The sequence below is a fragment of the Vannielia litorea genome, assembly GCF_019801175.1.
Classification (GTDB): Bacteria; Pseudomonadota; Alphaproteobacteria; order Rhodobacterales; family Rhodobacteraceae; genus Vannielia; species Vannielia litorea_B.
Genome location: NZ_JAHVJR010000001.1, coordinates 3,063,077 through 3,076,747, shown reverse-complemented (window position 1 = coordinate 3,076,747; position 13,671 = coordinate 3,063,077). Strand labels below are relative to the sequence as shown.

11 protein-coding genes are annotated in these 13,671 nt (G+C 67.0%); 9 read left to right on the top strand and 2 right to left on the bottom strand.

Annotation, left to right across the window (positions count from 1 at the left end; translation table 11 throughout):
• Entirely contained in the window at positions 1-1,038 is a 1,038-nt protein-coding gene (locus KUV38_RS15060; RefSeq protein ID WP_222470828.1) for an ABC transporter ATP-binding protein, read from the top strand.
• A 3-nt stretch (positions 1,039-1,041) separates the two neighbouring features.
• Here the strand turns inward: KUV38_RS15060 and KUV38_RS15055 are convergent, their stop codons facing one another.
• Positions 1,042-2,505 (bottom strand): mannitol dehydrogenase family protein, encoded by a 1,464-nt coding sequence (locus tag KUV38_RS15055; RefSeq protein WP_222470827.1) that lies wholly within the window; start codon positions 2,503-2,505, stop codon positions 1,042-1,044.
• A complete protein-coding gene (gene uxuA / locus KUV38_RS15050) occupies positions 2,502-3,710 on the bottom strand; it encodes a mannonate dehydratase (protein ID WP_222470826.1) in 1,209 nt (402 codons plus the stop codon). The genes KUV38_RS15055 and uxuA overlap by 4 nt, the downstream gene beginning before the upstream one ends.
• 111 nt (positions 3,711-3,821) lie before the next feature.
• Between uxuA and KUV38_RS15045 the strand changes: the two genes are divergently transcribed.
• The 8 genes from KUV38_RS15045 (at position 3,822) to katG (ending at position 13,554) form a co-directional block, all read left to right on the top strand.
• A complete protein-coding gene (locus KUV38_RS15045; RefSeq protein ID WP_222470825.1) occupies positions 3,822-4,568 on the top strand; it encodes a GntR family transcriptional regulator in 747 nt (248 codons plus the stop codon).
• Positions 4,565-5,536: a TRAP transporter substrate-binding protein gene (locus KUV38_RS15040; protein ID WP_222470824.1), complete on the top strand. Its 972-nt coding sequence runs from the start codon at positions 4,565-4,567 to the stop codon at positions 5,534-5,536. The genes KUV38_RS15045 and KUV38_RS15040 overlap by 4 nt, the downstream gene beginning before the upstream one ends.
• A 75-nt stretch (positions 5,537-5,611) precedes the next feature.
• Positions 5,612-6,121: a TRAP transporter small permease gene (locus KUV38_RS15035; protein WP_222470823.1), complete on the top strand. Its 510-nt coding sequence runs from the start codon at positions 5,612-5,614 to the stop codon at positions 6,119-6,121.
• A gap of 4 nt (positions 6,122-6,125) precedes the next feature.
• Positions 6,126-7,403, top strand: coding sequence for a TRAP transporter large permease (locus tag KUV38_RS15030; RefSeq protein ID WP_222470822.1), 1,278 nt, complete (start codon positions 6,126-6,128; stop codon positions 7,401-7,403).
• 10 nt (positions 7,404-7,413) lie between these two features.
• Positions 7,414-8,460 carry an L-idonate 5-dehydrogenase gene (locus KUV38_RS15025; protein WP_222470821.1) on the top strand — a complete coding sequence of 349 codons (1,047 nt, stop codon included), beginning with the start codon at positions 7,414-7,416 and terminating at the stop codon, positions 8,458-8,460.
• A gap of 4 nt (positions 8,461-8,464) precedes the next feature.
• The gene (locus KUV38_RS15020) at positions 8,465-9,511 is read left to right on the top strand and encodes an Ldh family oxidoreductase (RefSeq protein WP_222470820.1); all 1,047 of its coding nucleotides are present in this window, start codon (positions 8,465-8,467) and stop codon (positions 9,509-9,511) included.
• A 148-nt stretch (positions 9,512-9,659) separates the two neighbouring features.
• Positions 9,660-11,222, top strand: coding sequence for a peroxidase family protein (locus KUV38_RS15015; protein WP_222470819.1), 1,563 nt, complete (start codon positions 9,660-9,662; stop codon positions 11,220-11,222).
• Between the two features lie 142 nt (positions 11,223-11,364).
• The gene (gene katG / locus KUV38_RS15010; RefSeq protein WP_222470818.1) at positions 11,365-13,554 is read left to right on the top strand and encodes a catalase/peroxidase HPI; all 2,190 of its coding nucleotides are present in this window, start codon (positions 11,365-11,367) and stop codon (positions 13,552-13,554) included.
• Positions 13,555-13,671: the final 117 nt, after the last annotated feature.

Below are 13,671 nucleotides of genomic sequence, written 5' to 3'. Positions count from 1 at the left end.
ATGAGCAGTCTCACCCTCAGAAACCTCACCAAGTCCTTCGGCAAGACCGACGTGATCCGCGGCGTCAGCCTCGACGTGGAGGAGGGCGAGTTCGTCGTCTTTGTCGGCCCCTCGGGCTGCGGCAAGTCCACCCTGCTGCGGATGATCGCCGGGCTTGAGGATGTGTCGGGCGGCGACCTCATGATCGGCGGGCAACGGATGAACGACGTGCAGGCCGCCAAGCGCGGCGTGGCGATGGTGTTCCAGTCCTACGCGCTCTACCCGCACCTCACCGTGCGGCAGAACATGGGCTTCGGCCTGAAGGTGCGCAAAGTGCCCGCCGCCGACATTGCCCGGCAGGTCGATGAGGCGGCCGCCGTGCTCAAGCTCGACGCCCTGCTGGACCGTTACCCCCGCGAACTCTCCGGCGGCCAGCGCCAGCGGGTCGCCATCGGGCGCGCTATCGTGGCCTCGCCCGAGGTATTCCTCTTCGATGAGCCGTTATCGAACCTAGATGCCGAGCTGCGGGTGCATATGCGCGCCGAGATCGCGGCGCTGCACCGGCGGCTGGGCAACACGATGGTTTACGTGACCCACGACCAGATCGAAGCGATGACGCTGGCCGACAGGATCGTGGTGCTGCGCGATGGCCGTGTCGAGCAGGTCGGCACCCCGCGCGAGCTCTACGAGAGCCCGGCCAATACCTTCGTGGCGCAGTTCATCGGCAGCCCCAAGATGAACCTTGTCGACGGGCGCGCCGTGGCGGAGAGGCTCAGCGCGTTGGGCCGCCCGGTGCCGGAAGGGGCGATGGTGGGCCTGCGCCCCGAGCACCTGCAACTGGTGCCCGCCGATCAGGCGATCCTTGGCGGGCGGCTGGTCACATCGGAATACACCGGGGCCGACACGCTGCTGCATGTCGAACTGGCGGGCGGCGAGGTGCTGCTGATGGTCCATCAGGGCAGCGATGCGCCGGAGCCGGGTGCGGAACTCTCCATCGGGATCGACCCGGCGCTGGCGCATATTTTTGAGCAAAACGTCGCGGCGAAGAACGCCGCCTGACGCTCAGGCGGAGGCTTCGGTGCGGATCGCAGCGGCCATGCCCTGCGCCCGCATGGTTTCCAGCTTCTTGGCGATGGCCTGCCGCAGCGCGGTGCTCTCTGCCAGCGGGGCAGGGAAGAGGCCGGGCAGCGCCATCAGCCTTGCGACGATGTCCTCCGATCCTTCAACGCCGCTCACCGCTGCCCGCAATTCGTCTTCGCGCGGGTCTCGCAACGCATAGGCTTCGCCCGCCTCGGTCTGGCCGAGGGCGTAGCGCATCCATGCCGCGAGGGCGAAGGCGAAGGGGGCCAGCGGCTGGCCAGCGGAGAGGGCTGCAACGCAGGGCGCAAGGATGCGCTGCGGCAGCTTTTCGGTGGCGTCCATCGCGATCTGGTAGGTCTGGTGCTTCAGGTGCGGGTTGGCGAAACGGGCGCAGAGGGCTTCGGCATAGGCGGCAAAATCGACGCCAGGCAGGGCAGGCATCGTGGCGGCGGCTGCGGCGAGGTGTCGGCGCACCAGCGCGGCCAGCGGGGCATCCTGCATCACGTCAGACACATGGCGATGCCCGGCCAGAAAGCCGGAGTAGGCCAGCATCGAATGCGCCCCGTTCAGCATTCGCAGCTTCATCTCCTCAAAGGGGCGCACATCCTCCACGAACATCGCGCCCGCCGCCTCCCAGGCCGGGCGGCCAGTGGGGAAGTTGTCTTCAATTACCCATTGGGTAAAGGCCTCGGTCTCCACCGCCGCCTCGTCGTGGTGGCCGGTCAGCGCCTCGGCGTCGGCCAGCGTTTCGGTCGTGGCGGCGGGCGTGATACGGTCGACCATGGTGGAGGGGAACGCCACTTCCGTAGCGATGAAATTGGCCATCTCCGGCGCGGTGCGGCGGGCGAAGTCCACCAGCAGACTGCGCAGGAGCAGGCCGTTCTCTGGAAGGTTGTCGCAGCACAGCACCGTGAAGGGCGGGATGCCCGCCGTGCGACGGGCCTTAAGCGCCCAGACCAGCAGGCCAGCAACGCCGATCGGCGCCTCGGGTGCGGCGAGGTCATGGGCGATGGCGGGGTGTGTTTCGTCTACGCCTCCGGTGGCGCGGCTGAGGCCATAGCCCTTTTCGGTAACCGTCAGGCTGACGATCCGGGTCGCGGGCGAGGTCAGGGCCGCCAGCACCTCGGCGCGGTCCGGTCCGAGGCAGAAGGCCTGCGCAAGAGAGCCGATCACCCGTGCTTTGCTGCCCTCGGCGCTGCGTTCGATCAGGGTGAAGAGCCCGTTCTGGGGGCCGAGCTGGGCGGCGGGGTCTGGGCTGCGCAGGCTGACACCGCAGATGCGCCAGTCGCCGCCCTCCGCTGCCAGCGCGGCATCGGTGGCGGCGGCCTGATGCGCCTTGTGAAAGGCCCCGAGGCCAAGGTGTACGATCCCCACGCCATGATCGGCGGGGGTGTAGCCGGGCCGCGCGACGCTGCTCGGCAGCCCGTCCAGCGATGTCAGCCTCATGCGGCGGTCCGTGGCTCGAGCGCGGCGATGATGCCGCGCAGCTCGGCCAGCCCCTTCAGCCGCCCGATCGAGGGGTAGCCCGGCTGGGCGCTGCGTCCGAGGTCATCGAGAATGTCCTGCCCGTGATCGGGGCGGAAGGGGATGGACCAGTCGGCGCGTCCGGCGGCCTTGCGCTTGGCCTCTTCCTTCAGCGCGGCCTCGACCAGCGCCACCATGTCTGTGTCGCCGCCGAGGTGCTCGGCCTCGTGGAAGTCGCCACGGATGTCCGCCGTCTCCCGCTTCACGTTGCGCAGGTGCAGAAAATGCACCCGGTCGCCCAGCCGCTCCATCATGCCCGGCAGGTCGTTGTCGGGCCGCGCACCGAGCGAACCGGAGCAGAGGGTGATGCCGTTGGCGGGGCTGTCGACGCCCTCCACCAGCTTCCGGTAGTGATCTTCGGTCGACATGATCCGGGGCAGGCCCAGCAGCGGCACGGGCGGGTCGTCGGGGTGGCAGCACATCCGCAGTCCAAGCCGCTCGGCGGTGGGCGCGACCTCTGCGAGGAAGTCGAGCAGGTGCTTGCGCAGGGTGTCCTCGGTCATCGCGGCATATTGGGCGAGGTGGTCGCGCACGTCTTCGAGCGAGAAGTGCTCCGCCGCGCCGGGCAGGCCGAAGACGACGTTCTTGGCGAGCTGCGCCTTGCGGTCCTCAGACATTTCGGCGAACCGCTTGGCGGCTGCGTCACGCAGGGCTTCGTCATAATCCTCCGCCGCGCCGGGGCGGGCGAGGATGTGCAAGTCGAAGGCGGCGAAGTCGGTGAGGTCGAAGCGCATGCAGGTGGCGCCGTTGGGCAGCCGCCAAGCAAGGTCGGTGCGGGTCCAGTCGAGCACCGGCATGAAGTTGTAGCAGATCACCTCGATGCCCGCCTCGGCGAGGTGCTCGAGGCTGGTGATGTAATTGGCGATGTGCGTGCGCCAGTCGCCCTGCTGCTTCTTGATATCTTCCGAAACCGGCAGGCTCTCGACCACATCCCAGCCGAGTCCAGAGGGCGCGCCATCCTTCATGGTGCCGATTTCGCGCTGGCGCTGTGCGATCTCGTCGGGCGTCCACACGGCCCCGGTGGGCACATGGTGCAGCGCCGAGACAATGCCCTGCACCCCTGCCTGAAGCGTGTCGTCAATGGATACGAGGTCACGGGGGCCGAACCACCGCCAGGTCTGTTTCATGAAAGGAGCCTCCCGAGTCGTCTGTTGGCGGCAAGCTACCAGACCCGCGCGATCCTGACTAGTATGGAAGTATGGAAGTATGGTAGAGCCATGCCGGGAGGAGAGCGAATCATGACGGAAAACCGCATTACATCCGCTGCGCTGGATCCGGCATCGCCGATCACGCCGCAGATCTATGCGCATCTGCGTGACGCCATCATCCGCAATCGCCTCGCCCCCGGCGACCGCATCTCCGAGACCGAGATTGCCAAGAGCTGGAGCGTCAGCCGCCAGCCCGTGCGCGAGGCCTTCATCCGGCTCGCAGGCGAGGGGTTGCTGGCGGTGCTGCCCCAGCGCGGCACCATCGTGACCCGCATCAACTATTCCGACGTGCTGAATGCGCGGTTCCTGCGCGAAGCCATTGAGGCCGATATCGCGAAGATCCTCGCCCAGCGCCCTGACCCGGCCCTGATCACCGAACTGCGCGCGCAGCTGCAGGCGCAGGAGGCCGTCGCCGCCTCCACCCCGACCGACTTCATCGGTCTGGATGAGCAGTTTCACCGCACGCTGGCCGACGTCGCAGACAAGCGCGGCGCGTGGCGGCTAATCGAGGGGCTGAAATCGCAGATGGACCGGGTGCGCTTTCTGTCGCTCGGCCATTTTCCGGTGGTCAAGCTGGTGGGCCAGCACCGCGCCATCGTGGATGCCATCGAGCAGGGTGACACCAGCGCGGCCAATGCCGCCGTCCGCACGCACCTGCGCGAGGTTCTGATCGACCTGCCGCAGATCCATGCGGCCAAGCCAGAGTTTTTCGACGTGCCGGAGGGGGGGATTCCCGAGCCGGTCAATGCACCTATCCAAGGAGGAAAAGACGAATGACGTTCAATTGGAAAAAGCCGGTTCTCGCCGCCGCTGTGGCCGCGTTTGCCGCCGTGCCCGCCCTTGCTCAGGAGATGACCCTGAAGCTCGGCCACCTCGCCAACGAGGATAACCCCTGGCACCTCGCTTCGGTGAAGTTCGCCGAAGAAGTCGCCGCCCGCACCGAGGGCCGGATCGCCGTGGAGGTCTTCCCGAACGAGAGCCTCGGCAAAGAGATCGACCTGATCAACGGCATGCAGCTCGGCACCGTCGACATGACGATCACCGGTGAGAGCCTGCAGAACTGGGCGCCGATGGCCGCGCTGCTGGCTGTTCCTTATGCCTACAAATCCATCGAGCACATGGATGAGGTCGCCTCGGGTGACATCGGCAACCAGATCGAGGCCCAGATCATCGCCAATGCGCAGATCCGCCCGATCGGCTACTTTGCCCGTGGCCCGCGCAACCTCACCTCGAATCGCCCGATCACCACGCCCGATGATCTGGCCGGCCTGAAGATGCGCGTGCCGAACGTGCCGCTCTTCATCGACGTGTGGTCCGCCCTTGGCGCCGCCCCCGGCCCGATGGCCTTCTCCGAGGTGTTCACCTCGCTGCAGAACGGCACCATCGAGGCGCAGGAAAACCCGCTGGCGCTGATCCGTTCGGCGAGTTTCAACGAGGTGCAGAGCCACGTGAACCTCACCGAGCACGTGCGCTCGTGGATCTACCTGACCATCGCCGAAAGCACCTGGGCCAAGCTCTCCGAGGCCGATCAGGAGGCCGTTCTGGCCGCTGCCGCGGTGGCGCAAGAGTATGAGCGTGGCCTCTTCGAGCAGAGCGTCGCCGATGACCGCGCCTATCTCGAAGAGAACGGCATGACCTTCGTCGAGGTCGACGGTGCCGCCTTTGCCGCCAAGGCCAAGGATGCCGTGCTGTCCAACGTCAGCGACGAAATCCGCCCGATCGTCGAGGGGCTCTTCGCCGAGTAACCCCGCCTTCGGGCACACGGCCGGCGTGGCTCTCCCCCGCGCCGGCCGCCTTCTTTCCTGCCGGAGACCGCTGCCATGCGCCCTGTCGAAACCCTCGTTCGCCTCCTCACCCTGATCGCCCGTGTCGGCGCGGGTGTGGCCTTTGCGGTGCTGATCGTCACCGTGCTGGTGCAGGTCGTGGGGCGCACCACCGGGCAATCGCCCGTGTGGACCGAGGAGCTCACCCGCTTTGCCCTGCTCTATCTCGTGGCCTTCGGAGCGGGCCTCAGCCTGCGCACCGGCGATCTGGTGAACGTCGACGTGATCAGCGAGTCGCTGCCCGGCAAGCTGCCGTGGATCCTGCGCCTGCTGGCCGCCGCCGCCACCGCCGGCCTCGCGCTCTACCTGCTGCCCCATGCGTGGAAATACGTCACCATCGGCAAGATGCAGACCGCCCCGGCGCTCGGCATGCGGATGACCTGGGCGCATCTCACTGTCTTCATCCTGCTCGCAGGCCTCTCCCTCTTCGCCGTGCTCCGCTGCATCACCATGCTCTCTGGCACCGAAGACGGCACCCCCGTCAAACCCGCCGAAGAGGAGGAGTGACCTCATGGACGTGACCATCCTCCTCACCGTTTTCGTGCTCGGCCTCGCGCTGGGCATTCCCGTTGCCGTCACCCTCGGCCTGTCGTCGCTCGCCTACCTGACCTACGCCGGCATCCCGCCCGTGGTCATGCCGCAGAAGATGTATGCCGGCATGGACGTGTTCGTGCTGCTCTCGATCCCCGGCTTCATCCTCGCCGGCAACCTGATGAATCGCGGCGGCATCACCGAGCGGATCATCCGGTTCGCCAATGCGCTGGTGGGCTGGATCAGGGGCGGGCTGGGCCTGACCAACATCGCCGCCTCCATGCTTTTCGGCGGCATCACCGGCACCGCCGTGGCCGATGCCGCTTCCATCGGCGGCGTGATGATCCCCGGCATGAAGAAGGCGGGCTACCCGGCCGACTTCTCCGCCGCCGTCACCGCTGCCTCCTCCACCGTCGGGCCGATCATCCCGCCTTCGGTGCCGATGATCATCGTCGGCGCGCTCTCGGGCATCTCGGTGGGCAAGATGTTCCTTGCAGGCGCGATCCCCGGCATCCTGATGGGGCTGGCGATGATGGTGACCTGCTACATCATCTCGCGCCGCAAGAACTTTCCGCACCAGCCGTGGCAGGGCTTCGGTGAGGTCGCCCGCAGCTTCGGCGGCGCGATCTGGGCGCTGGCGATGACCTTCCTGATCATCTACGGCCTGCTCTCCGGCCTCGCCACGCCGACCGAAACTGCCGTGGTCGCCTCGGTCTATGCCTTCCTCGTCGGCGCCTTCATCTATCGCGAGTTGCCGCTCAAGCGCGTGCCCGGCATCGTCGTCGATAGCGCCGTGGCCGCCGCCGGCATTCTCGCGCTCGTCGGCTTCGCTAACGTCTTCGGCTGGATCCTCGTTTCCGAGCGCATCCCGCAGGCGATTGCCGATGCGGTGCTTTCGGTCACCGACAACAAGTTCCTCGTGCTGCTGCTGATCAACCTGCTGCTCCTTTTTGTCGGCATGTTCCTCGAGACCATCGCGGCGCTGATCATCCTCTTCGTGCCGCTGCTGGCGCTCTCCAACGCTGTCGGCATCGACCCGATCCACTTTGCCACCGTCGCGGTGCTGAACCTGATGATCGGCCTCACCACGCCGCCCGTGGGCGTGTGCCTCTTCGTCTGCGCCAACATCGCCCGGCTGCCGCTGGCGCCGGTGGTGGTGGCGATCTTCCCCTTCCTTCTGACCAACATCCTCGTGCTGCTGGCGGTCACCTACATTCCGCCGCTCGCCACCTGGCTGCCCTCGGTCCTCACCCCCTAGGAGCCCGCCCATGGACGCCCGCGTTTGCCGCCTCTACGGCCAGAACGACATCCGGATCGAAACCGCCGAGGTGGCCGAGCCCGGCCCCGGCGAGGTGCTGCTGGCGCTGGCAGCTGGCGGCATCTGCGGCTCGGACCTGCATTACTATCAGGACGGCGGATTTGGCCCGATCCGGGTGCGCGAGCCGATCATCCTTGGCCACGAGGCTTCCGGCACCGTTGTGGCGGTGGGCGCGGGCGTGAGTGGCGTGGCCGAGGGCGACCGCGTGGCGATCAACCCCAGCCGCCCCTGCGGGACTTGCAGCTTCTGCCAGCAGGATCTGCCGATCCATTGCCTCTCGATGCGGTTCAACGGGTCCGCCATGCGGATGCCGCACGAGCAGGGCCTCTTCCGCGACCGGATGGTGGTGGACGCGGCGCAATGCGTGAAGGTGGCCGATGGCGTGAGCCTCGCCGCCGCCGCCTGCGCCGAGCCGCTGGCGGTATGCCTTCACGCCCGCAATCAGGCGGGCGACCTTGCGGGCAAGCGGGTGCTGGTCACCGGCGCTGGCCCCATCGGTGCGCTCTGTGCCGCCGCCGCTGCCGAGGCAGGCGCGGCGGAGGTGGTTGTCACCGACCTTCAGGATTTCACCCTCGGCGTCGCCGCGAAGATGAGCGCGACGCGCACCATAAACGTGGCAACCGATGCCGAGGCGCTGGAGCCCTACGCCGAGAACAAGGGCAGCTTCGACGTGGCTTTCGAGTGTTCTGCCGCCGCCCCCGCGATCAAGACAGCCATCACCTGCCTGCGCCCGCGCGGGCGGCTGGTGCAGGTCGGGGTCTCGGGCGATGTGCCGATCCCGCTCAACATGCTGGTCGGCAAGGAAATCGCCTACCACGGCACCCAGCGCTTTGCCGGGGAGTTTGCCGAGGCGGTGGCCCTCATCGGCAGCGGGCGGATCGACGTGGCCCCCATCATCACCGGCACCTTCCCGCTGGAACAGGCGGTGGAGGCCTTCAACACAGCCGGGGACCGCTCCGGCGCGGTGAAGGTGCAACTCTCTTTCGCCGCGGACTGATCCGATGACCGCCTACCAGCGCGACGATCTCCTCACCTTCGCAATCGCCCTGCTCACCCGCGCCGGGCTGCCCGATGACAAGGCCGCCGTGGTGGGCGAGCTTCTGGTGCAGACCGACGAGATGGGGATCACCACCCACGGCGTCTCGCTCATCCCCTACTACCTGCCCGAGCTGACCGGCGGCACCATGACCACCGAGGGCACGCATGAGGTGGTGCAGGATCGCAAGGTGACGATGGTCTGGGATGGCAACTACCTCCCCGGCCACTGGCTGATGGGGCAAGCGCTCGAGGTCTGCATGGACCGCGCCGCCGAGTTCGGCATGGCCGCGCTCTCCATGCGCCGAGCGCACCACATCGGCTGCCTCTCCACCCTCACGCGCATCGCCGCCGAGCGCGGCTTCGTTTGCTACATCGCCACCTCCGACCCTTCCGGCAAATGGGTCGCGCCCTTCGGCGGCACAGAGCCGCTGCTCACGCCCAACCCCTGGGCGGTGGGCTACCCGACCGAGGGCCACCCGGTGCTGATCGACACCTGCGCCTCGATCACCACGGTCTCCAAAGTGCGCGAATACATCAACACCGGTGCCGAGTTCTCCCACCCGTGGATGCTCTCTGCCGAGGGCACCCCCACGACCGACCCCACCGTGGTCAACGCCAGCCCTAAAGGCACTCTGATGCCGGTGGGCGGGGCGGATCACGGCCACAAGGGCTTTGCGATGGCGCTGATGGTCGAGATGCTGACGCAGGGCCTCTCCGGCCATGGCCGGGCCGAGGATGTCAGCCGCTGGGGTGGCAACGTGTTCCTGCAGGTGATCGACCCCGAGGCCTTTGGCGGGCGCGAGGCTTTTCTGCGCGAGGTCAGCCATCTTGGCGATCTCTGCCGTGCCAACCGCCCCGCCGACCCGGCCCGCTCGGTGCGGATGCCCGGCGACCGGGCGCAGCAGGCGCTCGCCGGGGCGAAGGGCCGGGTGCGCCTGCCCGATGAGGTCATCACCCGCCTCGCCGCCTCAGCTGCGGAGTTCGACGTGGCGCTGCCGGCAGCGGTCTAAGGCCTCAAAACGCGGGCCAATCGCCCGATTTGCCTGCCCCTGCGTAAATCAAGCGTGAAAAACACGGGCCAAACGGGCCGTGGCGGCGACGACAGGCGCGCAAAGCGCCATAGTGAGGGCATTCACCGCCGTCATTTCAGAGCTCGCCATGCCCAGCCTGCGTTACCGGATTCAAAGCACCCTCTTTTCGATCGTCGAGGCGATCCCATTCCTCGCCAAGATCGCCAACCGCTGGGCGATCAACCGGGTTGTCAAACGCGCCCGCAACCGGCCCCATCCGCTGAGCACCGTGGGCAACTACGTGTCTTGGCGGGGGCTGACAGACCGTCGCTGGAGCGGGCGGCACCTGCCACCGCAACACCGCAGCGGCCTGCCCGACGTGGCAGATCTCCTGCCCCTGTTCGAGCGCCGCGTAGGGGTGCAGCGGCTCTGCCCCAAGTCCACCTGCCTCTTCCCGGCCTTCGCGCAGTATCTGACCGATGGATTCCTGCGCACCGAGACCGACGGGCTGATCCCCGAGGGCGAAGACCCGGAGCTGCGCCTGCGCCGGAACACCTCGAACCACGAGATCGACCTCTGCACGCTCTACGGCCGAACCTTCGGCCAAACCATGGCGCTGCGCGAAAGCTCCGATGAGAAGGGCCGGCGCGGGCGGCTGAAATCGCAAATGATCGAGGGTGAGGAATATCCACCCTTCCTGTTCAAGAATGGCGCGATTGACCCGGACTTCGCCGCGCTCGACCCGGCGCTCGGCCATGAGGATCTGCCACCCGAGCAGCAGGCCACGCTCTTTGCCGTCGGCGGCGACCGGGTGAATTCGGTGCCGCAGGTGGCCATGCTGAACACCCTCTTCCTGCGCGAGCACAACCGGCTGGCGGGCGAGATCGAGGCGGCCAATCCGGCGTGGGACGATACCCGCATCTTCGAGACCGCGCGCAACACCATGATCGTGCTCTTCATCAAGATGGTGGTGGAGGATTACATCAACCACATCTCGCCGCTGCCTTTCAGCCTGAAGGCCGATCCCTCCGTGGCTTGGGAGGCGAGCTGGAACAAGCCCAACTGGATCACCACCGAGTTCAGCCTGCTCTATCGCTGGCACGCACTCATCCCCGATAGCATCCGCTGGGGCGGCGAGGATGTGCCTATCGCCAGAACCCTGCGCAACAACGCGCCGCTGCTGAAGGGCGGACTTTTGGCCGCCTTTGCCGACATCTGCGCCACTCCCGCTGCCGAACTCGGGCCGCGCAACACCTCGGCGCCCTTGGTGAAGGTCGAGGAGGCCTCGATCCTGCAAGACCGCGCCTGCGAGCTGGCCAGCTTCTGGGATTACAACGTGTACCTCAAGCAGGAGCCGCCCCGGACCTTCGAGGATATCTCCTCCGACCCGGAGGTCGCCGCCGAGCTGGCCCGGCTCTACCGCAGCCCCGAACAGGTGGACTTCTTCGTGGGCCTCTTCTGCGAAGACCGGGTGCCCAACAGCCCGCTGCCCAACCTCGTGCTGGTCTTCGTCGCGCTCGACGCCTTCAGCCAGGCGCTGACCAACCCGCTCCTGTCGCGCCACGTGTTCAACGAGGCAACATTCTCCGCGCCGGGATGGCGGGCAATCAATGAGACCCACAGCATCCGCGACATCCTCGACCGCAACGTGCCGGGCGGGGCGGGGGAGACCTTTGTGTCGATGACCCGAGCGGATTGGCAGTCCGAATAAGGGCGGCTTATCGCTTCAATCCGCATTTCCAATTTTTCCTGATAGCGCCCCGCTGCTACGGTTTAAGCATCAGGGAGGAATCACCGGCACCGCTACGGGGCCGGACCCTCCCATTCGCCATAGCCAACGACAGGAGCGCCAGATGGACGGAGCCGAACTTTCAAACATCAACAAATGCCCGGTGATGCACACCCACGCGGTGCGCAGCAACAAGGACTGGTGGCCGAACCAGCTCAACCTGAAGATCCTCAACCAGAACGCTCCGGGCACCTCGCCGCTGAAAGGGTTCGACTACGCCGAGGCCTTCAAAGGCCTCGATCTGAAAGCGCTCAAGGCTGACCTCCACGCGCTGATGACCGACAGCCAGGAGTGGTGGCCCGCCGACTTCGGGCACTACGGCCCGTTCTTCATCCGCATGGCGTGGCACTCCGCCGGCACCTACCGCACCGCCGATGGCCGTGGCGGCGCACGCTCTGGCTCGCAGCGCTTTGCCCCGCTGAACAGCTGGCCCGACAACGCCAACCTCGACAAGGCCCGCCGCCTGCTCTGGCCGATCAAGGCCAAGTACGGCAACGCGATTTCCTGGGCCGATCTTATGGTGCTCACCGGCAACGTCGCGCTCGAGTCGATGGGCTTCAAGACCTTCGGCTTTGCCGGGGGCCGGGCCGATGTGTTCGAGCCGGAAGAAGATATCTACTGGGGTGCCGAGGATGAGTGGCTCGCCCAGTCGGACGCGCCCAACAGCCGCTACTCCGGCGACCGCGAGCTGGAGAACCCTCTCGCCGCCGTGCAGATGGGCCTGATCTACGTGAACCCCGAAGGCCCCGACGGCAATCCCGACCCGCTGGCCTCTGCCAAGGACATCCGTGAGACATTCGGCCGGATGGCGATGAACGACGAAGAGACCGTTGCGCTCATCGCTGGCGGCCACACCTTCGGCAAAACCCACGGCGCCGCCGATGCCGCCAACGTGGGTGTCGAGCCGGAGCAGGCCGGCATGGCGGAGCAGGGCTTCGGCTGGACCTCCAGCCATGGCACCGGCATGGGCGCCGACACCATCACCTCGGGCCTCGAGGTGACATGGACCTCGACGCCCACCAAGTGGTCGAACGGGTATTTCGACAACCTCTTCGGCTTCGAGTGGGAGCTGACCAAGTCGCCCGCAGGTGCCAACCAGTGGACGCCGAAGGACTGGAACGGCGAGCATGCCGTGCCCGATGCGCACCGCGCCGGCGAAACCCACGCGCCGACCATGCTCACCACCGACCTCGCCCTGCGCTTCGACCCGATCTACGGGCCGATCTCCAAGCGTTTCCACGAGAACCCCGAAGAGTTCGCCGATGCCTTCGCCCGCGCCTGGTTCAAGCTGACCCACCGCGACATGGGGCCGAAAGAGCTTTACCTCGGGCCTGAAGTGCCCGCCGAAGAGCTGATCTGGCAAGATCCGATCCCCACGGTCGATCACCCGCTGGTGGACGCCGCCGATATCGCCGCGCTGAAGGAAAAGCTCCTCGCCGCGCTGCCGGTCTCGGATCTGGTGAAAACCGCCTGGGCCTCGGCCTCCACCTTCCGCGGCTCCGACCTGCGCGGCGGGGCCAACGGCGCACGCATCCGCCTCGCACCGCAAAAGGACTGGGCGGCGAATGAACCCGCCGAACTGGCCCGCGTGCTGGGCGTGCTCGAAGGCATCAAGGCCGAGTTCGACGCCGCTGGCGCCAAGAAAGTGTCGCTCGCCGACCTGATCGTGCTCGGTGGCTCCGCCGCCGTCGAGAAGGCCGCCGCCGATGCCGGTTCGGCCATCGAAGTGCCCTTTACCCCGGGCCGGATGGATGCCTCCGCCGAGCAAACCGACGCCGAGGCCTTCGAGCCGCTGGAGCCCCGTGCAGACGGCTTCCGCAACTACATGGGCGGCGATTTCTCGGTCTCCGCCGAGGAGCTGCTGGTGGACCGCGCGCAACTGCTCACCCTGACCGCACCGGAGATGACCGTGCTCGTCGCTGGCCTGCGGGTTCTGGGCGCCAACCACGGCGGCAGCAAGGCGGGCGTCTTCACCGACCGCGAAGGCCAGCTCACCAACGACTTCTTCGTGAATCTGCTCAGCATGGACACGAAGTGGGAAGACGCGGGCGACGAAAAGGCCTTTGTCGGCAAAGACCGGAAAACCGGCGAGAAGAAGTATGACGCATCCCGAGTCGATCTCGTCTTCGGCTCCAACAGCCAGCTGCGGGCAATTGCCGAGATCTATGGCCAGTCCGATGCGACCCACGCTTTCGTCGAGGACTTCGTCGCCGCCTGGGTCAAGGTGATGGACGCCGACCGCTTCGGCGCCTGATCGACAGTTACCACCACGGATGAAGGGCGCGGGGGCAACCTCGCGCCCTTTTGCCTTCCGACCCGCTCCTCATTGGTCCTGCAAATATCCTGCGGGGGTGCGGGGGTGCAAAACCCC